The organism is Pseudochelatococcus sp. B33 (genome assembly GCF_053570585.1).
In genome coordinates, this window is the sequence record NZ_JBSEFH010000023.1 from 69,392 (window position 1) to 93,829 (window position 24,438).

The 24,438-nt window shown below is 66.3% G+C and carries 19 protein-coding genes; 15 read left to right on the forward strand and 4 right to left on the reverse strand.

Going from position 1 to position 24,438, the window contains the following annotated elements:
- The first annotated feature begins 131 nt into the window (after positions 1 to 131).
- The 15 genes from cysG (at position 132) to gmk (ending at position 18,297) form a co-directional block, all read left to right on the forward strand.
- The gene (gene cysG, locus ACUSIJ_RS22505; RefSeq protein WP_449310662.1) at positions 132 to 1,559 is read left to right on the forward strand and encodes a siroheme synthase CysG; all 1,428 of its coding nucleotides are present in this window, start codon (positions 132 to 134) and stop codon (positions 1,557 to 1,559) included.
- 2 nt (positions 1,560 to 1,561) lie between these two features.
- Positions 1,562 to 1,897 carry a DUF2849 domain-containing protein gene (locus tag ACUSIJ_RS22510; RefSeq protein WP_449310663.1) on the forward strand — a complete coding sequence of 112 codons (336 nt, stop codon included), beginning with the start codon at positions 1,562 to 1,564 and terminating at the stop codon, positions 1,895 to 1,897.
- An 18-nt stretch (positions 1,898 to 1,915) separates the two neighbouring features.
- Positions 1,916 to 3,589, forward strand: coding sequence for a nitrite/sulfite reductase (locus tag ACUSIJ_RS22515; RefSeq protein ID WP_449310664.1), 1,674 nt, complete (start codon positions 1,916 to 1,918; stop codon positions 3,587 to 3,589).
- Positions 3,564 to 4,319 carry a phosphoadenylyl-sulfate reductase gene (locus tag ACUSIJ_RS22520; protein ID WP_449310665.1) on the forward strand — a complete coding sequence of 252 codons (756 nt, stop codon included), beginning with the start codon at positions 3,564 to 3,566 and terminating at the stop codon, positions 4,317 to 4,319. The genes ACUSIJ_RS22515 and ACUSIJ_RS22520 overlap by 26 nt, the downstream gene beginning before the upstream one ends.
- Positions 4,319 to 4,840, forward strand: coding sequence for a DUF934 domain-containing protein (locus ACUSIJ_RS22525; protein WP_449310666.1), 522 nt, complete (start codon positions 4,319 to 4,321; stop codon positions 4,838 to 4,840). Before ACUSIJ_RS22520 ends, ACUSIJ_RS22525 begins: the two co-directional genes overlap by 1 nt.
- Positions 4,841 to 4,923: 83 nt before the next feature.
- Entirely contained in the window at positions 4,924 to 5,904 is a 981-nt protein-coding gene (gene cysD, locus ACUSIJ_RS22530; RefSeq protein WP_449310667.1) for a sulfate adenylyltransferase subunit CysD, read from the forward strand.
- Complete coding sequence (cysN, locus tag ACUSIJ_RS22535) at positions 5,905 to 7,857, forward strand: sulfate adenylyltransferase subunit CysN (protein WP_449310668.1); 1,953 nt, start codon at positions 5,905 to 5,907, stop codon at positions 7,855 to 7,857. It abuts the gene before it with no gap.
- A 221-nt stretch (positions 7,858 to 8,078) separates the two neighbouring features.
- Positions 8,079 to 9,164 (forward strand): recombinase RecA, encoded by a 1,086-nt coding sequence (recA, locus tag ACUSIJ_RS22540; RefSeq protein ID WP_449310669.1) that lies wholly within the window; start codon positions 8,079 to 8,081, stop codon positions 9,162 to 9,164.
- Between the two features lie 236 nt (positions 9,165 to 9,400).
- Positions 9,401 to 12,052, forward strand: a complete 2,652-nt coding sequence (alaS, locus tag ACUSIJ_RS22545) for an alanine--tRNA ligase (protein WP_449310670.1) — start codon at positions 9,401 to 9,403, stop codon at positions 12,050 to 12,052.
- Between the two features lie 30 nt (positions 12,053 to 12,082).
- Positions 12,083 to 13,036: an ACP S-malonyltransferase gene (fabD, locus tag ACUSIJ_RS22550; RefSeq protein WP_449310671.1), complete on the forward strand. Its 954-nt coding sequence runs from the start codon at positions 12,083 to 12,085 to the stop codon at positions 13,034 to 13,036.
- 12 nt (positions 13,037 to 13,048) lie between these two features.
- The gene (fabG, locus tag ACUSIJ_RS22555; RefSeq protein WP_449310672.1) at positions 13,049 to 13,786 is read left to right on the forward strand and encodes a 3-oxoacyl-[acyl-carrier-protein] reductase; all 738 of its coding nucleotides are present in this window, start codon (positions 13,049 to 13,051) and stop codon (positions 13,784 to 13,786) included.
- Between the two features lie 565 nt (positions 13,787 to 14,351).
- Complete coding sequence (locus ACUSIJ_RS22560; protein ID WP_433456653.1) at positions 14,352 to 14,591, forward strand: acyl carrier protein; 240 nt, start codon at positions 14,352 to 14,354, stop codon at positions 14,589 to 14,591.
- Positions 14,592 to 14,685: 94 nt separating this feature from the next.
- The gene (fabF, locus tag ACUSIJ_RS22565) at positions 14,686 to 15,951 is read left to right on the forward strand and encodes a beta-ketoacyl-ACP synthase II (RefSeq protein ID WP_449310673.1); all 1,266 of its coding nucleotides are present in this window, start codon (positions 14,686 to 14,688) and stop codon (positions 15,949 to 15,951) included.
- Positions 15,952 to 16,152: 201 nt separating this feature from the next.
- Positions 16,153 to 17,508, forward strand: a complete 1,356-nt coding sequence (mltG, locus tag ACUSIJ_RS22570) for an endolytic transglycosylase MltG (RefSeq protein ID WP_449310674.1) — start codon at positions 16,153 to 16,155, stop codon at positions 17,506 to 17,508.
- A 147-nt stretch (positions 17,509 to 17,655) separates the two neighbouring features.
- Positions 17,656 to 18,297: a guanylate kinase gene (gmk, locus tag ACUSIJ_RS22575; RefSeq protein WP_449310675.1), complete on the forward strand. Its 642-nt coding sequence runs from the start codon at positions 17,656 to 17,658 to the stop codon at positions 18,295 to 18,297.
- A gap of 25 nt (positions 18,298 to 18,322) precedes the next feature.
- Here gmk and rsmA read toward each other — a convergent pair whose 3' ends face one another.
- The 4 genes from rsmA to lptF form a co-directional block, all read right to left on the reverse strand.
- Positions 18,323 to 19,195: a 16S rRNA (adenine(1518)-N(6)/adenine(1519)-N(6))-dimethyltransferase RsmA gene (gene rsmA / locus ACUSIJ_RS22580; protein WP_449310676.1), complete on the reverse strand. Its 873-nt coding sequence runs from the start codon at positions 19,193 to 19,195 to the stop codon at positions 18,323 to 18,325.
- A 25-nt stretch (positions 19,196 to 19,220) separates the two neighbouring features.
- On the reverse strand, positions 19,221 to 21,725 hold the full coding sequence (locus ACUSIJ_RS22585; protein WP_449310677.1) for an LPS-assembly protein LptD: 2,505 nt from the start codon (positions 21,723 to 21,725) through the stop codon (positions 19,221 to 19,223).
- Positions 21,726 to 21,854: 129 nt separating this feature from the next.
- Positions 21,855 to 22,940, reverse strand: coding sequence for an LPS export ABC transporter permease LptG (lptG, locus tag ACUSIJ_RS22590; RefSeq protein WP_449310692.1), 1,086 nt, complete (start codon positions 22,938 to 22,940; stop codon positions 21,855 to 21,857).
- Complete coding sequence (gene lptF, locus ACUSIJ_RS22595) at positions 22,940 to 24,103, reverse strand: LPS export ABC transporter permease LptF (protein ID WP_449310678.1); 1,164 nt, start codon at positions 24,101 to 24,103, stop codon at positions 22,940 to 22,942. The genes lptG and lptF overlap by 1 nt, the downstream gene beginning before the upstream one ends.
- Positions 24,104 to 24,438: the final 335 nt, after the last annotated feature.

The window sequence follows — 24,438 nt, forward strand, 5'->3', positions numbered from 1 at the left end:
GGAAATGCCGTGGACCTCGGCAATTGGCGCGCGTCGCCGTTCCGCATGGTTGCAGCCCCGATCGCGTTCGTGGGGAACGTGGCGGGATCTGCAAGCAATCAGAATATGCTAGCAAGGGTGGCAGTCAATCCGTGGCTCGGTTGCGTTTCTTTCCCGTTTCCTACGATGTGGCCGGCCGGCCGTTGATTCTCGTCGGCGGGGGCGAGGAAGCGCTTGCCAAGCTGCGTCTGTTGCTGCGCACCGAGGGCAAGCCTGTCGTGTTCGCAATGCATATCTTGCCACAACTCGACGCGCTGGTCGAGTCCAATGGCGTTGTGTTGCATCGGCGCGCGCCCTCCCGCGCGGACATCGAGGGGGCGGCCCTGCTGTTCGTCGCCACGGGCGATGACGGGCGTGACGCGGCGTTGGCCGATCTCGGCCGCGCGGCGGGGGTTCCCGTCAATGTGGTGGATCGGCTGGAGTTGTGTGATTTCGCCCTTCCGGCCATCGTCGACCGCGCGCCGGTGTCGGTGGCCATCGCCACGGACGGTTACGCGCCAGTGCTCGCCCAGCGCGTGCGCGCGGCGGTGGAGGCGTTGCTGGCGCCGGAGTTCGGCCGGCTCGGCGAGCTTGCCCGTGTCGTGCGCCAGAGCGTGTGCGCCGCGTTGCCGACCAATCCGCAGCGGCGGCGCTTCTGGTCGTCGCTGTTCGATGGGCGCGGGGCGGAACTGGCGCTCGCGGGCGATATCGAGGGGGCGCGCCGCCATGCGCTGTCGGCGCTGTCACAGGCGGCCGAGGAGGAGGGCGTCGTCTGGCTGATCGGCGCAGGCCCCGGCGCCGAGGATCTGCTGACCCTGCGCGCCCAGCGCCTGCTGCAGCGGGCCGACGTGATCGTGCACGACCAGCTCGTGCCGGAAGCCGTGGTCGACATGGGCCGACGCGACGCCGAGCGCATCTCGGTCGGCAAGGCCAAGGGCAAGCATTCCGTGACGCAGGCGGCGATCAACGACCTGCTGGTGAAGCTCGCTCGCGAGGGACGCCACGTGGCCCGGCTCAAAGCGGGCGATCCGCTCGTGTTCGGGCGCGGCGGCGAGGAGATCGCGGCGCTTCGCGCCGCCGGCATCCGCTACACGGTGGTGCCGGGCGTGACCGCCGCGCTCGCCGCGGCGGCGGATTATGCGGTGCCGCTGACGCTGCGCGGCGTCTCGTCCTCGGTCGTGTTCGCCACCGGGCACGGGGCGGGCGGTGCCGAGCCGAACGGCTGGCCGGAAGTGGCACGCTCCGGCGGCACCATCGGCATTTACATGGGCCGCAGCGTCGCGGCCGAGACCTTCGAGCGACTGGTGCGCCACGGCGTCTCGCCGTCGACGCCCGTCGCCGTCATCGAGAACGCTGGCCGTGCCGACAGCCGCGCGCTCATCGGACCGCTGTCCGATCTGCCGGCCCTCGCCGGGCGTGACGATATTTTCGGGCCGGTGCTCATCCTGGTCGGCGATGCGGTGGCGGTCGGCGATTTCGGCTTCGCGGAGCCGATCGCCGTGCCCGTGTCGTCGGTGCAACCACTCGCTGCTGCGGAGTAGATATGAAACGTGATGCGAAAGCGGCCATTCCGCAGGTGCTGACGGCGAACGATCTGCATTCGGGGCTCGTGGTGTTTCGCACCCCGGCCGGGAAGTGGTCGACGGATATCAACGCGGCCGAGGTCGTCGACGACGAGGAGGCCGTGGCTGCGCTCTCCGGGGCCGGTGTCGAGGACGAGCATCGTAATCTCGTCGTGGGCGCCTATCTGGTCAATGTGAAGCGTGAGGGGGAGGCGATCGTTCCCCTCGTGCTGCGCGAAGCCATCCGCGCCGCAGGCGGTCCCACGGCCGGCACTTCCGTGATCCTGGGCCGTCACGCGCCCGCTTCCGCTACTTGAACCGTCTGGGAGTTCGGAATGTATCGTTATGACGAATTCGACCGCCGCTTCGTGAACGGCCGCGTCGAGGAGTTCCGCGACCAGGTGCGCCGCAGGCTCGCCGGCGAGCTGACCGAGGAGGAGTTCCGCCCACTGCGCCTGATGAACGGTGTCTATCTGCAACTGCATGCCTACATGCTGCGGGTCGCCATTCCCTATGGAACGCTGAGCAGCGCCAAGCTGCGGGGTCTCGCCCATGTCGCGCGCCGCTACGACAAGGGCTACGGCCATTTCACCACCCGCCAGAACATCCAGTTCAACTGGATCGGGCTGGAGGACGTGCCCGACATCCTCGACGATCTCGCGAAGGTGGAGCTGCATGCCATCCAGACCTCCGGCAACTGCATCCGCAACGTCTCGGCCGACCATTTCGCGGCCGCGGCGCGCGACGAGATCGCCGATCCGCGCGTCTATGCCGAAATCCTGCGGCAATGGTCGTCGCTGCATCCCGAGTTCACCTACCTGCCGCGCAAGTTCAAGATCGCGGTGAACGGCGCAGCGCATGACCGCGCCGCCATCCAGGTGCACGACATCGGCCTGCAGATCGTCGAGAACGAGGCGGGCGAGCGCGGTTTCACCGTCTATGTCGGCGGCGGGCTCGGGCGCACGCCCATGGTGGCCAAGAAGGTGCGCGACTTCCTGCCCGAATCCGAGCTTCTGAGCTATTGCGAGGCGATCCTGCGCGTCTACAACCAGTTCGGCCGGCGCGACAACAAGTTCAAGGCTCGTGTCAAGATCCTGATGCACGAGGCGGGGCTCGACGAGGTGCGCCGCCAGATCGAGGAAGAATACGAGGACATCAGGAGCCGCGGCGCGCTCACCCTGCCGCACGAGGAGATCGAGGCGATCGGCGCCTATTTCGCGCCGCCCGCATTCGAGACACTGCCCGAGCGTTCCGAGACGCTGGAGCGCGCCAAGGTGGTGGACACGCAACTGGCCGAATTCGTGGAACGCAACCTCGCGCCCCACAAGGCGCCGGGTTACGGCGTCGTCACGATCTCGCTCAAGCCGGTCGGCGGCGTACCGGGCGACGCCACGGCCGAGCAGATGGAGGTCATCGCCGATATTGCCGAGCGCTATTCGTTCGATGAGCTGCGCGTGTCGCATGAACAGAACCTCGTGCTGCCGCACGTGAAGCTGGATGACGTGCCGGCCGTGTTTGCCGCGTTGCAGAAGGCGGGGGTCGCGACCGGCAACGCCGGTTTCATCACCGATACCATCTGCTGCCCCGGCCTCGACTATTGCTCGCTCGCCAACGCGCGCTCGATCCCGCTGGCGCAGCGCATCAGCGAGCGCTTCGCCAGCATCGCCCGCCAGCACGAGATCGGCGATCTGAAGATCAAGATCTCGGGCTGCATCAACGCCTGCGGCCATCACCACGTGGCGCATATCGGCATTCTCGGCGTCGACCGCAAAGGCGAGGAGTTCTACCAGATCACGCTCGGCGGTTCCGGAGACGAGACCTGCTCCATCGGCTCCATCGTCGGGCGCGGCTTCTCGACCGACGATATCGTCGACGCCATCGAAACCGTGGTGAACACTTACATCGCGCAGCGCAGCGGCCCGGAAGAGCCGTTCCTGGCCTTCTTCCGTCGGGTCGGCGAGGCGCCGTTCAAGGAGGCTCTCTATGGCGCAACGCCAGTCGCGGCCTGACGATGCGCCGCAGGCTAGGCCCGATCTCGCGCGGGTCGAGGCGCTGAATGTCGCCTACGGCGACCTGCCGGCGGAAGAGGTGCTGCGGGTGGCGCTCACCGAGGTGTTCCCGGGCCGGATCGCCTTGGTGTCGAGCTTCGGTGCGGAATCGGCCGTGCTGCTGCATCTCGCGTCCCGCATCGATCCGGCCGTGCCGGTGGTGTTCATCGATACCGGCCGGCTGTTTCCCGAAACGCTCGCCTACCGCGACACGCTCGTCGCGCGGCTTGGGCTCTCCGACGTGCGCAGCGTCGGACCCGATCCGGAGACGATGGAGGCCGCCGATCCCTACGGCGCGCTGTTCAGCATCGACCCCGACCGCTGCTGCCACCTGCGCAAGGTCGAGCCGCTGGCCGGGGCGCTGACGCCGTTTACCGCCTGGATCACCGGGCGCAAGCGTTTCCAGGCGTCGACGCGGCTGGCGCTGCCGGTGTTCGAGACGGACGCGACCCACATCAAGGTCTCGCCGCTGGCGACCTGGGGGGCGGGCGAGCTCGTCGCCTATCTGCGCCAGCACGACCTGCCGCGCCATCCCCTGGTGGCGAAGGGCTATCCCTCCATTGGCTGCGCACCGTGCACCTCGCCGGTCGCGCCGGGGGAGGATCCGCGTGCCGGGCGCTGGCGCGGGCAGGCGAAGACTGAGTGCGGCATTCATGTTTCGGCCGCCGGTGTGACGAAGAGGAGTGCCTGATGGCTCTGTTCAGGAACGGCGCGTTCGTTGACGACGAATGGCGGTTCATCGAGGCCGACGCGCCGCTGCCCGCTGACGGAGCGATCGTCGTGGGCAAGGAGCGCTATCTCGCCGAGCGCGACGCCCTGCAGGGGCGGGCCGATTCCGTCGGCCTCGTCCTGCAGTCGGGGGAGACGCTGGCAGGACTGGAGCAGGATGTGCGCCGCTTCGGGGTCATCGTGCTCGACATCCCGAAGTATAACGACGGCCGTCAATATTCCACGGCGCGTATCCTGCGCGACAAGCTCGGCTACCAAGGCGAATTGCGAGCGCAGGGCGACGTGCTGCGCGACCAGATCCACGCCCTGCACCGCTGCGGCTTCGACGCGCTCGAAGTCCGGCACCATGGCACGATCGAGGCCTTGCGCACGGGTGCGGTGGTCTTCGTGCGTGAACACTATCAGCCGGCTTCGCTCGAAGGCGCCGAGCAGCCGGTGAGCAGCCTGCGCCGCCGGCTGCGCGCCACGCAGGGTGCCGCGTAGCCGCGCCTTGGCCCGGCCGCCTGACGGCATCTCTTGCAGACACACGGGCATGTCGGATTTTTCTGGGAGCATCAGATTCCTCAATGTTATCAACAGATCGTTTCGAAAGGAAAACCGTGACGGCAGCCGCGCCGGGGGCTTTGATATCCACAGGTTCGCCCCGTCGGCTGTCGCCGCATCTCGCCTGGCTCGAGGCGCAGTCGATCCACATCATTCGCGAGGTCGCGGCGGAGTTCCGCAAGCCGGTGATGCTTTACTCCATCGGCAAGGATTCGGCGGTGATGCTGCATCTGGCGCGCAAGGCGTTCTATCCGTCCAAGCCGCCGTTTCCTCTGCTCCACGTCGATACCACCTGGAAATTCCGCGAGATGATCAGCTTTCGCGATCGGATCGCCCGCGAATACGGCTGGGATCTGCATGTGCACGTCAACGAGGACGGTGTGCGCCGCGGCATCGGTCCGTTCACATCGGGCTCGGCGGTTCACACGCAGGTGATGAAGACCGAGGCGCTGAAGCAGGCGCTCGATGTCGGCGGCTATGACGCCGCCTTTGGCGGTGCGCGCCGCGACGAGGAGAAGAGCCGCGCCAAGGAGCGCGTGTTCTCCCACCGCACCGCGACGCATGCGTGGGATCCCCGCAACCAGCGCCCGGAACTCTGGCACCTCTACAACACGCAGATCGCCAAGGGCGAATCGATGCGCGTGTTCCCGCTCTCCAACTGGACGGAGCGCGACGTGTGGCACTACATCGCTGCCGAGAACATCCCGGTGGTGCCGCTCTACTTCGCTGCCGAGCGTCCTGTCGTGGAGCGCGACGGGGCACTGATCATGGTGGATGACGAGCGCTTCCCGCTCGTCTCCGGTGAGACGCCGCAGATCCGCAAGGTGCGTTTCCGCACGCTCGGCTGCTATCCGCTGACCGGGGCGATCGAATCGGACGCGGAGACGCTCGCCGACATCATCGCCGAGCTCGAAGCCTCGTCGGTATCGGAGCGGCAGGGCAGGGTGATCGACAAGGACAGCGGCGCATCGATGGAACGCAAGAAACGCGAGGGATATTTCTGAATGGACGCCGTTCGCCTCAACGCCGTTCGCCCGTTGCCCGGTCCTCGATTCGGTGCCGGCGTGGACGCCGTGGACAGGCCCGCGGCGCGCGGGCTGCTGCGTTTCCTCACCTGCGGCTCTGTCGACGACGGCAAGTCGACGCTGATCGGCCGCCTCCTCTACGAGACGCGCGCCGTGCTCGATGACCAGTTTACCGCGCTTGAGGACGATTCCCGGCGGGTCGGCACCACCGGCGGTGACATCGACTTCGCCCTGCTGGTGGACGGGCTGGAGGCGGAGCGCGAGCAGGGTATCACCATCGACGTCGCCTATCGCTACTTCTCGACGCCGCACCGCTCGTTCATCGTCGCCGACACGCCCGGCCACGAGCAATACACCCGCAACATGGCGACCGGCGCGTCGAACGCCGACCTCGCGATCCTCCTGATCGACGCGCGCAAGGGCCTGCTCACCCAGACGCGCCGCCACAGCGTCATCGCCTCGCTGCTGGGCATCCGCCATGTCGTGCTCGCCGTGAACAAGATCGACCTCGTCGGTTTCGATCAGGCGACGTTCGGCGCCATCGTGGCCGACTATGAGGTGTTCGCGAAAGACCTCGGCTTCCTGACCGTGCAGGCCATCCCGCTCTCGGCCCGCTTCGGCGACAACGTCTCCGCACCGAGCAATGCGACCCCCTGGTACGAGGGGCCGACGCTGCTCGGCCATCTGGAGACGGTGGATATCGAGGCGCGCGACGGCAACGGCCCGTTCCGCTTTCCGGTGCAATGGGTCAACCGGCCGAATCTCGATTTTCGCGGCTTCTCCGGCACGATCGCCGGCGGCCGCGTCACGGTGGGCGATGCCGTCGTCGCGGCGGGGTCCGGCAAGCGCAGCCGGGTTGCACGCATCGTCACCTTCGACGGTGATCTGTCGGCGGCCGAAGCAGGCGATGCCGTGACGCTGGTGCTCGCCGATGAGATCGACGCGCCGCGCGGCGAGGTGTTCGTCGATCCGCGCCATCGGCCGATCGTGGCGACGCGGCTTGCCGCCCGCCTTGTCTGGATGGCCGACGAGATGCTGGTGCCCGGCCGTTCCTACAACCTCAAGCTCGGCACGCGCGCGGTGCCCGCGACGGTACGTGCCATCCGCCACTATCTCGATATCGAAACGCTGGCGCAGACGCCCGTCGTATCGCTCGGCCTCAACGCCATCGGCCTTGTCGAGATCGAGACGCTGGTGCCGATCGCCTTCGATCCTTACGCGGACAACCGCGAGATGGGCGCCTTCATCCTCATCGACCGCTATAGCAATGCGACGGTCGCGGCCGGGATGGCGGTCGAGGCGCTCGGCGCCACCAACGTGCACCGCCATGGCTTCGACGTGGACCGCGCCGCGCGCGCCGACATCAAGCGCCAGCGGCCGCTCGTGCTGTGGTTCACCGGGCTGCCCGGCTCGGGCAAGTCGACCATCGCCAATCTGGTTGAGGCGAAGCTGCACGCGCTCGGCCGCCACACTATGACGCTCGACGGCGACGCGCTGCGGCAGGGGCTCAACGCCGATCTCGGCTTCGACGCACCGGCGCGCACGGAGAACATCCGCCGCGTGGGCGAGGTGGCGCGGCTGATGGCGGATGCGGGCCTGATCGTGCTGTGCGCCTTCGTCTCGCCCTTCCGCGCCGACCGTGACCGGGTGCGCGAGCGCTTCGCGCCGGGCGAGTTCGTCGAGATCTTCGTGGACGCGCCGGCCGAGGTCTGCGCCGAACGCGATCCCAAGGGGCTCTATGCCCAGGCGAGGGAGGGCAAGATTGCCGCCTTCACCGGCGTCGGCCAGGACTACGAACCACCGCTCGACCCCGAAATCCGCCTCGACGCCGCAGGCCCCGATCCCGAGGTGCTCGCCGCCGTCGTGGTGGAGCGGATCGAGGCACTGGTGCTCGGCGCCGACCGCAGCGCCGAGACGTCGTCGGAATTGTAGACGAAGGCCGGACACGATAAACTCCCGATATTGTCTGAGAGCCGACCCCGCGTCGGCCATTCTCTTCACCTGCGACGCCTGTGTCAGCTACTCGCGACGAATGTTGCATTGAGAACATAAAAAGAACTTGTGCGCAAGAACAAATTATGTACACTTGGCCTGTGCAGATGAACCGGACGCACGTTGAAATGGCGGGCGACCTACCATAAGGATTAATCGAGATGTCTCAGGCCGGTTTGCGACTCGTAGAAGGTAGTTCCATGGACAAGACGAAGGCGCTGGACGCCGCCCTGGCCCAGATCGAACGCGCGTTCGGCAAGGGCTCCATCATGCGGCTGGGCAAGGCGCAGGGACAGATTGAGATCGAGACCGTGTCCACGGGTTCCCTTGGCCTCGACATCGCGCTGGGGGTCGGCGGGTTGCCGCGCGGGCGCATCGTCGAGATTTTCGGTCCCGAGTCCTCGGGCAAGACGACGCTGGCGCTGCACACCATCGCCGAGGCGCAGAAGAAGGGCGGCTCGTGCGCCTTCATCGACGCCGAGCATGCGCTCGATCCGGTCTATGCGCGCAAGCTGGGCGTGAACCTTGACGACCTGCTGATCTCGCAGCCCGATACGGGCGAGCAGGCACTTGAAATCTGCGACACGCTGGTGCGTTCGGGGGCGATCGACGTGCTCGTTGTCGATTCGGTGGCGGCGCTGACGCCCCGCGCCGAGATCGAGGGCGACATGGGCGACATGCAGCCGGGGCTCCAGGCCCGGCTGATGAGCCAGGCGCTGCGCAAGCTCACGGCCTCCATCTCGCGTTCCAACACGATGGTGATCTTCATCAACCAGATCCGCATGAAGATTGGCGTCATGTATGGCTCGCCGGAGACGACCACGGGCGGCAACGCGCTCAAGTTCTACGCCTCCGTCCGCCTCGACATTCGCCGTATCGGTTCGATCAAGGACCGCGACGAGATCGTCGGCAACACCACCCGCGTCAAGGTGGTGAAGAACAAGGTCGCGCCGCCCTTCAAGCAGGTCGAGTTCGATATCATGTACGGCGAGGGGGTATCGAAGCTCGGTGAATTGCTCGATCTCGGCGTCAAGGGCGGCATCGTCGACAAGTCCGGCGCATGGTTCTCCTACGACAGCCAGCGGTTGGGGCAGGGGCGCGAGAACTCCAAGCAGTTTCTCAAGAACAACCCCGAGATTGCCGACAGGATCGAGGCGGCGATCCGCCAGAACTCCTCTGTGCTTGCCGACCGTATTCTGGACAATGCCGATTCTCCGGTCGACGATACGGATGAGGGCGCTGCCTGAGGTTCTCGCGGCGCGCCGTTCGACGCGCCGAGCTGGCGGAGGACGGGGCGGATTCGGCGATTTCGTATTTGCAGACGGGTTAAATCCTTCTAGAAAAGGCGCTCGGGAATGTTACCTGCCTCCGGGCGGGGCTTCATCTCCCGGGTGCCAGCTCTCGATATGAACTGGTAGACCGGGGGGATATTGGCGGCGGATGGGTGCACGGCATGCCATCCGCAGGGCGCAGGTAGGGCGTGATGAGCGGCGTAAACGAGATTCGGTCCACTTTTCTTGATTATTTCGCGGCCAATGGCCATGAGGTCGTGCCTTCCAGCCCGCTCGTGCCGCGCAATGACCCGACCCTGATGTTCACCAGCGCCGGCATGGTGCCGTTCAAGAACGTGTTCACCGGCGCGGAGAAACGGGCCTATTCGCGTGCCGCGAGTTCCCAGAAGTGCGTCCGCGCCGGCGGCAAGCACAACGATCTCGACAATGTCGGCTATACCGCCCGCCACCACACCTTTTTCGAGATGCTCGGTAATTTCTCCTTTGGCGATTATTTCAAGGAGCACGCGATCGAACTTGCCTGGAAATTGGTCACGCGCGAGTTCGGCCTGCCGGAGAAGAAGCTGCTGGTGACGGTGTTCTCCGAGGACGAGGAGGCCGTCGGTCTGTGGAGGAAGATCGCCGGCCTGCCGGATGAGAAGATCATTCGCATCTCCACCTCGGACAACTTCTGGTCAATGGGCGACACGGGGCCGTGCGGGCCATGCTCCGAGATCTTTTACGACCACGGCGAGCACATCCCCGGCGGGCCGCCCGGCAGCCCGGACGAGAACGGCGATCGTTTCATCGAAATCTGGAACCTCGTCTTCATGCAGTACGATCAGGTTGCGCCTGGCCAACGGCTGCTGCTGCCGCGCCCGTCGATCGATACGGGCATGGGGCTCGAGCGTATTTCCGCCGTTCTGCAGGGCACGCACGACAACTATGCCACTGACCTGTTCCGGGCGCTGATCGAAGCCGTCGCCAACGCGACCGGCGTCGACCCCGATGGGCCGCAGGCGGTGAGCCACCGCGTCATCGCCGATCACCTGCGCGCGTCGGCGTTTCTCGTCGCCGACGGCGTGCTGCCGTCGAACGAGGGGCGTGGCTATGTGGTACGCCGCATCATGCGCCGGGCCATGCGCCATGCCCAGTTGCTCGGCGCGCGTGAGCCGCTGATGTGGCGTCTCGTGCCCGCGCTGGTGCGGCAGATGGGCGAGGCGTACCCTGAACTGGTGCGCGCCCAGTCGCTCATCGGCGAGACGCTGCATCTGGAGGAGAGGCGCTTCCGCAAGACGCTGGAGCGCGGCCTTTCCATACTGGATGCCGAAAGCCGCGACCTTCTTGCCGGCAGCGAGCTTTCCGGTGAGGTGGCGTTCACGCTCTACGATACTTACGGCTTCCCGCTCGATCTGACGCAGGATGCCCTGCGTCCGCGTTCAATCGGTGTCGATGTCGAGGGTTTCAATGCGGCGATGGAACGCCAGCGCCAGCAGGCGCGCGCCGCCTGGACGGGCTCGGGCGAGGCTGCGACGGAGGCGTTGTGGTTCTCGCTCAAGGACCGCATTGGACCGACCGAGTTCCTGGGCTATGAAGTGGAGTCGGCCGAGGGCGTCGTCACGGCGCTGGTGCGCGACGGGGCCGAGGTCCAGTTGCTCGCCGCGGGCGAGGAGGGGGTCGTGCTGGTCAACCAGACGCCGTTCTACGCCGAGTCGGGCGGTCAGGTGGGTGATACCGGCTGGATCTCCGCGCCGGGAGTGTCGGCCGAGGTGTTCGGCACGACGAAGAAACTCGGCGATGTGTTCCTGCATCGCGTGCGGGTGAGCGAAGGCGCGCTCTCGCCCGGGGGCGCTGTCGCGCTGAAGGTGGACCACGAACGCCGGACCGCCATCCGCGCCAACCATTCCGCCACCCATCTCCTGCACGAGGCGCTGCGCGAAATACTGGGCGATCACGTGGCGCAGAAGGGTTCGCTCGTGGCGCCCGACCGGCTGCGCTTCGATTTCAGCCATCCCGGCCCGATCAGCGCCGGCGAACTGCGCCAGATCGAGGATCTCGCCAACACGCTCGTGCTGCGTAACGAGCCCGTCGTGACGCGCTCCATGGCCGTCGACGAGGCAATCGAGTCCGGTGCGCGGGCTCTGTTCGGCGAGAAATACGGCGACGAGGTGCGGGTCGTCAGCATGGGCACCAGACCCGAGGCGGGGGGCAAGCCGTTCTCGGTCGAGCTGTGCGGCGGCACCCATGTGACGCGCACGGGCGATATCGGCCTCGTGCGAGTGGTGTCGGAAGGCGCCGTGGCGTCGGGTGTCCGCCGCATCGAGGCGATGACGGGCGTGGGCGCGCGGCGGCATCTCGTGGAGGAGAGCGAGCTTCTGCACGGGATTTCGGATCTGCTGCGCACACCGGTGGGCGATCTCGGCGGGCGGCTTGAGGCGCTGGTCGAGGAGCGCCGCAAGCTCGAACGCGACCTGGCGGAGGCGCGCAAGAAGCTGGCGCTCGGCGCCGGCGGCGGGGAGGAGCCGGTGCGCGACATTGGCGGCGTCAAGCTGCTGGCGCGAGCGGTGTCGGGCATCGAGCCGAAGGATCTCAAGAGCCTGGTGGACGACGCCAAGAAGCGGATCGGCTCGGGCGTCGTGGCCATCGTCGGCATCGCCGAGGACGGCAAGGCCGGCATCGTCGTCGGCGTGACGGGCGATGCGAGCGAGCGTTTCGATGCGGTCGCGCTGGTGCGGATCGGTGCCGAGAAGCTGGGCGGCAAGGGCGGCGGCGGACGGCGCGACCTCGCCCAGGCCGGCGGTCCCGAAGGCGGGCGGTCGCAGGCGGCGCTCGACGCCATCGCTGAAGCCATTGCCGCGGCTTGAGAGCAAGATCGAACCAGGGTGGAGGATGTCATGGCGGTTGCGTTAACCTTTCCCGGACAGGGCAGTCAGGCTGTGGGTATGGGCAAGGCGCTGGCGGACAACTTCGCGTCCGCCCGGCTGGTGTTCGAGGAAGTGGACGACGCGCTTGGCCAGAATTTGAGCCGTCTGATATGGGAGGGCAGCAGCGAGGACCTGTCGCTGACCGTCAACACGCAGCCGGCGCTCATGGCCGTAAGCCTGGCGGTGATCAGGGTGCTGGAGGCGGAAGCCGATCTCGACATCGCCCGCGACGCCGACTTCGTGGCTGGCCATTCGCTTGGCGAGTATTCGGCGCTTGCAGCCGCGCGCAGCATCGGCGTGGCGGATACGGCGCGGCTGTTGCGCATTCGCGGCGAGGCGATGCAGGCGGCTGTTCCCGTCGGCCTCGGGGCGATGGCAGCCTTGCTTGGGCTTGATTTCGAGGACGCGGTCGCGGTGGCGGCGGAGGCGGCTCAGGACGAGGTGTGCGCCGCCGCCAACGATAACGGCCCCGGACAGGTGGTGGTGTCCGGTCACGTCGGGGCGGTCAACCGGGCGATCGAACTCGCGCAGGCGCGCGGCGCGAAGCGGGCTATCCTGCTGCCGGTGTCAGCGCCGTTCCATTGCCCGTTGATGCAGCCCGCGGCCGAACGCATGCGCGAGGCGCTGGGGCGCGTCGATGTCCGACAGCCGCTCGTGCCGGTATTCGCCAACGTTCTGGCCGCGCCCGTCGACAACCCCGCCGATATTCGCGAGGCCCTGGTGTCCCAGGTGACAGGCACGGTACGCTGGCGCGAGAGCGTCGCCGCGATGGCGGCGGAAGGTGTTGAGGTGTTTGTCGAGCTCGGATCCGGCAAAGTATTGACCGGTCTTGCGAAACGGATCGCGTCCGGTGTGCGTGCCCTGTCCGTCGGAGGGCCTGATGATTTCGCCGCATTCATCGCGGCGCTCCAATCGGTGCGATGAGAGGAAGAGAAAGTGTTTCAGTTATCGGGCAAGAAGGCTCTTGTCACGGGCGCGACCGGCGGTCTCGGCGGCGCCATCGCCAGGGCGCTGCATGCACGTGGCGCGGAGGTCGTCCTGTCGGGCACCCGCAGGGAGGCGCTTGAGGCGCTGGCCGCCGATCTCGGTGAACGGGTGCATGTGAGCCCCGCGAATCTGTCGGTGGCCGAGGAGGTCGAGGCTCTGGTGCCCGCGGCCGAGGCCGCGCTCGGTGGGCTCGACATTCTCGTCAATAACGCCGGTCTGACACGCGACAATCTGTCGATGCGCATGAAGGATGAGGAGTGGGACGCGGTCATCTCCGTCAACCTCACGGCGGCTTTCCGCCTGTCGCGGGCAGCGCTGAAGGGCATGATGCGGCGGCGTTTCGGCCGCATCATCGGCATCAGTTCGGTCGTCGGCGTGACCGGCAACCCGGGACAGGGCAATTATGCGGCCTCAAAGGCGGGGCTGATCGGATTGTCGAAGTCGCTCGCGGCGGAGGTGGCGAGCCGGGGCATAACCGTCAACGTCGTTGCGCCCGGATTCATCGAATCGCCGATGACGGATGTGCTCAACGAGAAGCAGCGGGAGGCCATTCTGGCGCGCGTTCCGGCCGGCCGCCTCGGTGCCGGTGAGGATATCGCGGCGGCAGTGGTTTACCTTGCGTCCGACGAAGCGGGGTACGTGACCGGCCAGACGCTGCATGTGAACGGCGGAATGGCAATGGTATGAAATAGTTATATCGATCTACGGGATGCGGTCACGGCGTTTTCTCCTCTCGCCAATGAGTAAGGAGTATGTTAACAACCACACTGAGGCCTGCACGAAAGGCTGTGCAAGACAGTGTTTTCATGATCGTATCGCGGCAGGTATGAGTGTAATGGCCGGTACTGCTGCGTAAGACTTGGTTCGGGTAAGGTTATGGCGGGCCGGGCCTGCGTGTTTGGCCGGGACTGCCGGACGTAACGCTTTCAGTACCATCTGGAAGGTGAATGACGTCTGCAATTACCGGTTGCATGTATCGTCCGGGCGGGCAGGTGTATCCCGGGCGGGTCGTGAGAGTGCTTCGCGTGCGCCTCGCGCGGTCGGGTCGCTTGATCGGCAGATGTACCGTTATGCTCTGAATTTTGCGTCGTCGGGTTGTCTGTGTTACCGCGCTCATGTAGCCAGTGTCGTCTCGACGCAGTGGGCGGAATGCGGTTGGCGTGACGCAGATGTGTTCGGCAGGTGAGTTGGTGACGATGTCCGGGCGGTTGACGCTCCGGAATTGTCGGTGAATACGATAAGGATTCGAAATATGAGTGATATCGCTGATCGCGTTAAGAAGATTGTCGTCGAACATCTGGGCGTAGAAGCCGACAAGGTGACGGAATCCGCAAATTTCATCGACGATCTGGGCGCAGACAGCCTTGATACTGTTGAGCTGGTGATGGCCTTCGAGGAGGGGTTCGGCGTCGAGATACCCGATGATGCCGCCGAAACCATCGTGACCGTCGGCGACGCCATCAAGTTTCTTGAGAAGAACGTTTCCGCCTGATGGAACCATTCGTGGCGTGTTCTGAGGGGGCGCGCGGCTTGATCGGCATCGATCCGGATGCTCGCATGGGGGCAAGGCAGGCGGGTGGTCGATCATGAGGCGTGTGGTTGTAACAGGTCTTGGTGTCGTTTCGCCGCTCGGCTGCGGGATAGAAACGACGTGGCGCAGGCTGCTCGCGGGTGTGAGCGGCGCTCGCCGTATCGAGGCTTTTGATACCTCCGATCTTCCCTGCCGTATCGCCTGCACCGTGCCGGGCACGGACGACACCGAGGGCGGCTTCAATTCCGACGACTGGATGGAGCCGAAGGAACAGCGGAAGGTCGATCCGTTCATCGTTTACGCGCTGGCGGCGGCGAAGCAGGCACTCGACGATGCCGGCTGGCATCCGTCCACCTATGCGGAACAGGTCTCGACCGGCGTCCTCATCGGTTCCGGGATCGGCGGCGTCGGCGGCATCTATGATGCGGCGATCACGCTGCACGAGCGCGGCCCGCGCCGCGTCTCGCCGTTCTTCATTCCCGGGCGGCTCATCAATCTCGCATCGGGCTACGTCTCCATCGCCCACGGTCTGAAAGGGCCCAACCACGCGGTGGTGACCGCGTGCTCGACCGGGGCCCATGCGATCGGCGACGCCGCGCGGCTCGTGGCGCTCGGCGATGCCGACGTGATCGTCGCCGGCGGCACCGAATCCCCGGTCAATCGTCTGGCGCTGGCCGGCTTCGCCGCCTGCCGGGCGCTGTCCACCTCCTTCAACGACACGCCCGAACGCGCATCGCGCCCTTATGACAGGGACCGCGACGGCTTTGTCATGGGCGAGGGTGCTGGCATCGTCGTGCTGGAGGAGCGCGAGCACGCCATCGCGCGGGGGGCGCGCATTTACGCCGAGGTCGTTGGCTATGGCCTGTCCGGCGACGCATATCATATCACCTCGCCGTCCGAGGACGGCGATGGCGCTTTCCGCTGCATGCAGGCGGCGCTGAAGCGCTCGGGCCTCTCGGTGCGCGATATCGACTATATCAATGCGCACGGCACCTCCACGCCGGTCGGGGACGAGATCGAGCTGCGGGCCGTCGAGCGGCTGCTCGGCAACAGCGGCGAGCGCGTTCTCATGTCATCGACCAAATCCTCGATCGGGCATCTTCTGGGGGCGGCAGGGGCGGTCGAGGCGATCTTCGGCGTGCTGGCGATCCGCGACCAGATCGTGCCCGCGACGCTCAATCTGGACAATCCATCGGTGGAGACCGCGCTTGATCTCGTCCCGCACGAGGCCCGGAAAGCGTCTGTCGGCGCCGTGCTCTCCAACTCCTTCGGCTTCGGCGGCACGAACGCATCCTTGATTCTTCGCCATCCGGATGCTTGATTGGCGAGCAGGGTATGCATTTCGCTATAGCGGCCAGGGCATGATGCCAAAAGCGTGGACACCACTTTTTGGACAAGATTATGCCTCAGCGAAAAGCCATCCTGATCTGGCGCGTCCGGTTGGCGCGTCGCGACGGCGGAGCCGGGGGCATCGCCGCCGGATCGGGCCGACAGGCCGATGTGAGAGAGGCTGAGCTTTCATATGGTTGGTGACAGGAATCATGGGCCATCGGACCCGCGTTCGGTCAGGCATGGCGGGACGCCCTATAGCCGCGTCACTCCCCGCTCCGCCGGCGAAGCCATCAAGCCGATCGTGGCCCCGCCGCCGCCGCCACGCAGCCGCCGTCGGCCCGGCCGCCAGAAGGGCGGCTTCCTGTCCGCCCTGAGCGCTTTTCTCACCCTGTTGCTGATCGGCGCTGTGGCGGCCGGCTTCGCCATCTATTTCGGCCGCGGCGAATTCTACGGTCCCGGCCCGCTGCGCGAGACCCGCGTGGTGTCGGTCAAGGGCGGCAATCAGATTGTCGCCCAGACATTGCAGCGCGAGGGGGTGATCGCGCATCCGCTCATCTTCGTCATCGGCCTGCATGTGCTGGGCGCGAACGACAACATCAAGGCCGGCGAGTATGCCTTCGCCCCGGGCGCGAGCATGAAGGACGTGATGGACACGCTCGTCTCCGGCAAGAGCGTGCAGCATCCCATCACCATTCCGGAGGGGCTGACCAGCGATCAGGTCGTGGCGCGCCTGCTGGCGAACGACCTGCTCACGGGAGAGGTGAAGCCCGCGCCCGTCGAGGGCTCGCTGCTGCCGGAAACCTATCTCGTGCCGCGCGGCACGTCGCGCCAGGCGGTGATCGACAGGATGGCGGCGGAGCATCGCAAGGCCGTGGCCGAGGCGTGGGAAAAACGCGCACCCGGACTGCCGCTGAAATCGCCTGACGAACTCATCGTCCTGGCGTCGATCGTGGAGAAGGAAACCGGCGTGCCGGAGGAACGGGCGCGTGTCGCCGCGGTCTTCGTCAACAGGCTGCGCCAGGGCATGAGGCTGCAGTCCGATCCCACCATCGTCTACGGTCTCGTCGGCGGCAAGGGGACGCTGGGGCGCGGCATCCGCAAGAGCGAGATCAGCGAGCCGACGCCGTATAATACCTATGCCATCGACGGCCTGCCGCCCGGCCCCATCGCCAATCCCGGAAGGGCATCCCTGCAGGCCGCCGCGAACCCCGCCGCAACGGACGATCTCTATTTCGTCGCCGACGGCAGTGGCGGGCACCGCTTCGCCAAGACCCTCGACGAGCACAACCGCAACGTGCGCGAGTGGCGCAAGATCGAGGCGAGCAGAAAGGGGATCCCGGGCGCGGATCAGGGGATCGATCGCGTCGAGGACGGCGACGAATCGAAGCCGCAGGAGGATGCGGCGGTCGACCCCGCGGCCACGGTTCCCGCCGGCGTCGTCAAGGTGTTCGATGCCTCGGAAGGCACCCGACTCGATCCGCTCAGAAACAAGAGTTACGATCTGACGTCGCCCAAGACGGTTCCGCAACTGCGGCCGATCGAGTAGAGAAGTTTGTATTAATGTTGAATCAGATTCTGCTGTGCAAACCTCTCTACCTTTTATAGTTTTCCGCAACTTGCATTTAATTTGATGCTCAAATTAAATGCAAACTGTTTTGGCTGCGGCCCGGATCGGAAGACATCGGGAATGAGTATGACAGCCGATAGCACCATTCAGCGTCGTGGCCTGATGCTGATCCTGTCGTCGCCTTCCGGGGCCGGCAAGACGACACTGACCCGGGACCTGCTGCAGCTCGGCGACCTCTCATTGTCGATTTCCGTGACCACCCGCCCTCGTCGCGCGTCCGAGATCGAAGGTGTGCATTATCATTTCATCCCGCGGGACGAGTTCATTTTCCAGCGCGACCGCGGCGATCTGCTGGAATGGGCGGAAGTGCACGGCAACCTCTACGGCACGCCGCGCAAGCCCGTGCTGGATACGCTCGCGAGCGGTCGCGACATGGTGTTCGACGTCGACTGGCAGGGCACGCTGCAGATTCTCGAACACATGCGCGACGACGCCGTGACGGTGTTCATCCTGCCGCCCTCGCTCGCGGAACTGCGCACCCGGCTGGAGCGCCGGGCGGAGGATTCGCAGGACGTCATCGATCGCCGGCTCGTCAACGCGCGTGAGGAGATCCGCCACTGGGACGCCTACGATTACGTGATCGTCAACGACGATCTCGATCACGCGTTCCGGGCGCTGTTGTCCATTCTGGCGGCGGAACGCCTCAAGCGCAGCCGGCGCATCGGGCTGGGACGGTTCGTCGACGGGCTGCTGGCCGAAGAAACTTAGTCGACCCTTCAATCATCGCCTTCAATCACCGGCCGCGGCGCAGGCTGTCGTAGACGTTGGCGAGACGCACGAAGCCTTCCACCGGAATCTCCTCGGCGCGCGCCGTCGGCAGCAGGCCCGCCTGTTCGATCATGGCGGCCACGTCCGTGTCCGTTCCCGACAGATCGAGACTTTTGAGGCTCTGGCGCAGCATCTTGCGCCGCTGCCCGAACGCCGCCTGAGTCACGGCCTCCAGCGTTGCCGTGCGTACCGGCGCGGGAGCGGAACGGGGGATGAGGTGCACCACCGAGGAGGTGACCTTGGGCGGCGGCACGAAGGCGGAGGGCGGCACGTCAAACAGGATGTGCGCGTCCGTGCGCCAGCCGCATAGAACGCCGAGCCGGCCGTAGTCCTTCGGCTCGCCCGGAGTCGCCACGATGCGTTCCGCCACCTCGCGCTGGAACATCAGGGTCAGCGACTGCCACCAGGGCGGCCAGCGCGCGTCCGTGAGCCAGCCCGTCAAGAGGGGCGTCGCCACGTTGTAGGGCAGGTTGGCGACGATGCGCGCCGGACCCTCGCCGATATGCGCCGCGACGTCGACCTCCAGCGCGTCTCCCTCGATGACGGTAAGCCGGCCGGGATAGCGCTCGCCGATCTGGGCCAGAATCGGCAGGCAGCGCGCATCGCGCTCGATGGCGATGACCCTCTGTGCGCCGCCCGCCAGCAGCGCGCGGGTGAGGCCGCCGGGACCCGGCCCCACTTCCACCACCGTGACGCCCTCGAGCGGTCCCGATGCGCGCGCGATGCGCGCGGTCAGGTTGAGATCGAACAGGAAGTTCTGGCCGAGCGACTTCTTCGCCGCCAGTTCGTGGCCGCGCACGATGTCGCGCAGCGGCGGAAGATCATCGATCTGGCCCATGATATCTGCTTGCCGGCGCGGCCGCTTACTGCACGATGCCGTCGGAGGTGGAACTGCCGCTGACGTCCTGCGAGAAGCTGATCTCGCCGAGCGTGCGCAGTTCGAGCCGCACCATGATGGTGGAATCCGAGCGCTTCGTGCCCGACGACTTGTCCTTCATGCTGGACGTGTAGACCACATCGAGCACGACGCATTCGTCCTGATACGTCATGCCGAGCGACATGTTGGCGGCGGTCCAGGTGTTGGACTTGGAATAGGTGTCGATGAGGCCGGCCTGGTATTTGTAGCGCTCCTCCACGCCGCGATCGAGATCGAACAGCACGGAGCCCCTCACCGACCAGTTGTCCGTGATCTTCAGCGAGGCATTCGGCCCGAGGCCGGTGCGGCGGAACGGATAGCCGAGGCCGGGCTGCGCCTCGTAGCGGGCGAACACCAGGCCGGCGTTGAGGCGCCCGAAGGACGCGTTTGCCTGCGCGTCGAGACGCTCGACGGAGAAATCCTGCTCGTCAAACCGGGCATGGCCGAGGAAGGAGAACCCCGGGCGCGGCGCGACATAGAGGCCGGCGACATAGTCCGACCGGGAACTCTCCAGCCCCGAATCCTGCCCGGCGTGAGAGATGTCGTACTGCCGGTAGGAATTGCGGCCACCGAGATGGAACGACTGGCCGAAAAGCGCCTGCCCGAAGGCGCCGCCGTCGGTCTGCACGGTGTACTTGAGGCCGACATTGGCGCGGACGCCGCCCTCGGCCCGGTCATAGCCGCCGAACTTGTTCCAGGCGAAGAGGTTCGTGCTGTCGAACACCACGCTCTGCGAATCCTCGTTCGGCAACTGCCCGATGCGGGTCTCGTTCGGACGCGCGACGATCTGCGCGATCGGCTCGATCGTGTGCGTGCCCCACTTCTCCGAGGTCGCCACGAACGGATAGCGGTATTCGAGGCCCACGGTCGGCGTCACGCGCGAGGTGATCGTGTCGTTGCCGTTGACGTTGAGGAAGTTCCCGATCTCGTTGTTCTGGAACCGCGTCGCATTGAGCGACCGGGCGAAGCCGTCGACCCGCAGCCCGGCGAAGGGCTGCCACACCTGGCCGAGCGGGTCGATGAAGTCGCGCCGCCAGCTCAGGCTGGTCGAGACGCGGGTGTAGCGGCCGCCGATGCCGCGCACGAGGCACTGGTCGTACTGGAACACCGCGCATGTCTGATAGGGCGTGCCCGGCGGGAAATATTGCGCGGCGTAGCCGGGGATCGCCCCGTACTGCGCCGCCTCTCGGAACAGGTTGGTGACGTTGAGGTCGAGCTCGAACTCGCCGCCGAGCCGTCCCGGCCCCTGAAAGCGGCGGTTGTAGTCCAGCGTCGGTGCCACGACGGGTTGCTGCTTCTGCCAGTCGTCCTGCCCCAGGGTCTTGAAGTAGTAGCCGCGCAGGTCGAAGAAGGCCCGGTCGCTACGCCCCTGCAGATAGGCGGTCGACGTCGATTCCTTGAAGAACGTGTTGGTCAGGCTCTCGCTGCGGACGTTGTAGTTGTCGAGGAACCACTTGTCCGACAGGAGCGCGATATCCCAGCCCCAGTGCCAGAAGCGGTTGATCTCGAAACGGCCGGAGCTCTCGATGGAGCCGCGGAAATCGCGGTCGCGAGGGCCCAGCGGCGATTCCAGGAACACGCTTTCGTCCTGCTGGAAGATGCCGGCGGCACGGATGTTGTAGGAGCCCGACATGAAACGCTGACGCCATTCCGCCTGGCCCAGAACGCCCTGCTTGGTCAGGAACGTGGGGGTGAGCGTCAGGTCGTAATCCGGCGCCAGCGCCCAGAAGAACGGGGTCGAGACCCCGAACCCGGTCGCGGACGAATAGGTGTAGCGCGGCGTCAGCAGGCCTGTCTTGCGGCGCACCGTGGGATCGGGCGTCGAGAAATAGGGAACGTAGGCGAGGGGGATGCCGTAGAACTCGATGGTGGCATCCTCGTAATAGATCATCTGCTCGCTGTTGTTGTGGATGATCCTTGCCGCCCGCACCTGCCACAGCGGCGGGCGCTCGGGATTGCGCTTGCACGGCTCGCAGGCGGTGTAGGTGCCCTTGGAGAAAGTGGTCGTCTCGCCGGAGGTCCGCTCCGCCCGCGGGGCCGAGAAGCGGGTGTTCTCGGACGTCTCGACGTGCAGCGAGTCGATGAAGCCGTCGCGAAAATCGTCGGTGAGCTCGAATCGGTCGCCGCTCGCCACCGTGCCGTCGGCCTCGCGGAGCTGGGCATTGCCCTCGGCCAGCACGCGGTTGGTGTTGCGGTCGTAGGTGACGCGGTCCGCCTGCAGGCTGCGGCCCTGATAATAGAGGCTGACGTTGCCAACGGCGGACACGGTGTTGCGGTCGTTGTCGTAGACGATCTCGGCGGCGTCGACCACGAGGTTGTCGCTCTCGTTGCGCGCGCCGGCGGCGGCGAGGCGTTCGTTCAGGGTCTGCTGCGCATGCACGGCAGCGGCCGGCAGCAAAGTGGCGCCGAGCAGAGACACAATCGCGATGCGGGCAACGGAACCGAGACTCAAGCGCTCACTCCTCAACTGAAACACCTGCTACGCAACCCACCCGTTCCAGTCCGGCGCACCCTATGCCGAAACGCGCGAGAGCGTCCGTCACAAAATGCACCCGCCGAGCAGCTCTCCCCGGCACCCGTGCTAGCCGTCCTCCTGATACAGCAGCGCGAGGATACCCAAAAGACTACCGACGACCCCAGGAAACCACGCTGCTACGACAGGAGAAAGAATCCCCGCGCCGCCGAGGTCCTGCATGATTTCCGTCGCTACATAAAGCACGAAGCCGGCGACAACGCCACCCAGAACAAGCTTGGCAATTCCGCCAAATCGAAAGAACCTTAAGGAAACGGAAGCGGCGATCAGCACCATCGCGATCAGCAGCAGGGGGCGGGCGAGCAGCACATTGTGCTGCAGGCGATAGGGCCGGGCGTCGAGGCCGGCCTGCTCGGTGCGCTCGATCAGATCCGGCAACTGCCAGAAGGAGATCGAGCTCGCGGACGTGAACGACTGGCGCACCTGCGCCGGCGCGAGCGTCGTCGCCAGCAGATAGTTGTCGTAGACCTGCGGCTCCTCGCCGAGCGACATCACCCGCGCGTCGGCGAGCTCCCAATAGCCGTTGTAGAGCGTGGCGCGCGACGCTTCGATGCGCTCGGTGAAGGCGTTGTCGTCGTCGAAGAGAAACACGGTGACGTTGAGGAGCGTGGCCGTCTCCTCGACGGCGGAGCCGGCGCGCAGGATGGCGTGCCCGTCGACGCTCTTCTGGCGGATCCAGATGTTGCGCCGGCTGAGCGACGCGCCCTGGGAGAAGATGGTCGCCTCCAGCGTCGCCGCCTTCTGCCGCAGGGTGGCCGACAGCGGATTGTAGAGCGTGACCGAGGCGACCCCCAGCAGCAGCGCCGCGACCACGCCCGGCAAGAGGAAGCCCCAGGCGGAGATGCCGACGGAGCGCGCGATCACCAGTTCCAGCCGGCGGCTGAGGCCGAGCAGCGCCGCGATGCTGCCGAACAGCACGGCGAACGGCAGCACCTCCTCGGTGACCGAGGGCGTGCGCAGCAGCGACAGCCAGGCCATGGTGTAGGCGGTGGCGTCCTGTGCGTCGCCCGCGCGGCGCATCAGCTCGACGAAATCGAGCGTATAGACCAGCACGAACACCGTCCCGAACACCACGCTGATGGTGCCGAGGAAGCGTCGGCCGAAATAGCGCCCCAGCGTCGGTCCGATCAGCATCATGCGCCTCGCGTGCCGGCCGCTGCGGCCATGGTCCGCCGGCGCGTCAGGGTGTCCCCGAGCATTGTCGCGAAGCGGCGCACGCGCGGCCCTTCGTAGATGACGAACAGCGCGATCGCGCTCGATACCAGCGGCGCGCCGTAGATGCCGAGCACCGCCAGCGGCTCGCGGACGACCGCGCTCGTGGCGAAGAAGCCGATGATGCGCACAAGCCCCACGGCGAGCACCGCGAGCGCGATTGCCACGCCCCGTCCCTGGCGCGTGGTGCGCGCCTCGCCCAGCGCCGCGAAGGCGATCAGCAGGAAGGAAATGCAATAGAGAGGCGCGGAGAAGCGGTCATGCAGCTCGGCGCGGAAGCGACCACCCTGATAGAGGTAGACCGGATCGCTGGGATCGGGCGCGAGCAGGGCGGCGGTCGAGCGCTCGCGCGGGCGGTAGACGGTCTCCGCCTCGCTCGCCGCGAACACGGACAGGTTGAGCGCGTAGCGCTGGAAGGTGACGATGGCGGCGTCGCGGCTGTTCGCCTCCTGCCGCTGCACGGAGCCGTTCTCGAGCACGAGGAAGCTGTCGTTGCCGACCGTCACCGTCTGCCCGCGCTCGGCGATGTAGACGGAAATCTTCTCCGGGTCGCGCTCGTCCTGCATGAAGATGCCGAGCAGCGCGTCGCCGGATTTCTCCCGGTAGTGGAAGGTGATGCCCGAATCGAGCGTGGTGAACTGGCCTTCCTTGACGATGTTGGCGACGAAGTCGGCCCGGATGCGGGTGATGACGTCGCGCAGCGTGTTGAAGCTCTCCGGCATGAGGTAGAGCGTCATGGCGGCGACCAGCGCGAAGGTCGCAAGCCCCAGCGTCATGAACGGGCGCAGCAGCCGGCCAGGAGCGATGCCGGCGGCGCTCATGACGATCAGCTCCGAGTCGCCGTTGAGCTTGTTGAGCGCGTAGAGCGCGGCGATGAACACCGCCACCGGCGCGATGACGACGACGAGTGCCGGCAGCGACAGCAGCGTCACCAGCAGGAAGATGCCCAGCGTCTGCCCCTGGCCGGTGACGAGATCGAGCTGGCGCAGGATCTGCGTGATCCAGATGACCAGCGTCAGCGCCAGAAAGCAGGCGACGAACGCCACCGTCACGTTGCGCAGGATGTAGCGTTCGATCAGGGTCATCACGTTGTCGTTATGCTGCGCTCTGGTTGCCGGCTGCGGATTGTCAGCCATGAGCTGCCGGTTATGGGGCGCCGGCCAGGCCACGGTCGGCTGGCGGACGGATGAAGCACTACCGAACTAATCGGTCTGCGTCCGTTGCGCAAGGTTGCACCCGTTCGCAGCCGTCGCCGGATGGCCGGAAGCGGCGTTTGCGCCGAAGCCCGGCGCCGTTCAAAATCAGGTGTCGGCCACGACCGATCGCCGGGACGGGTTATCTGGAAAATCGGTGCAATGCGGGGCGGGGAGATCGACGCGGACGCCGGAAAATGCTCTGATGGCCGCCCGCGCTCGGCGGG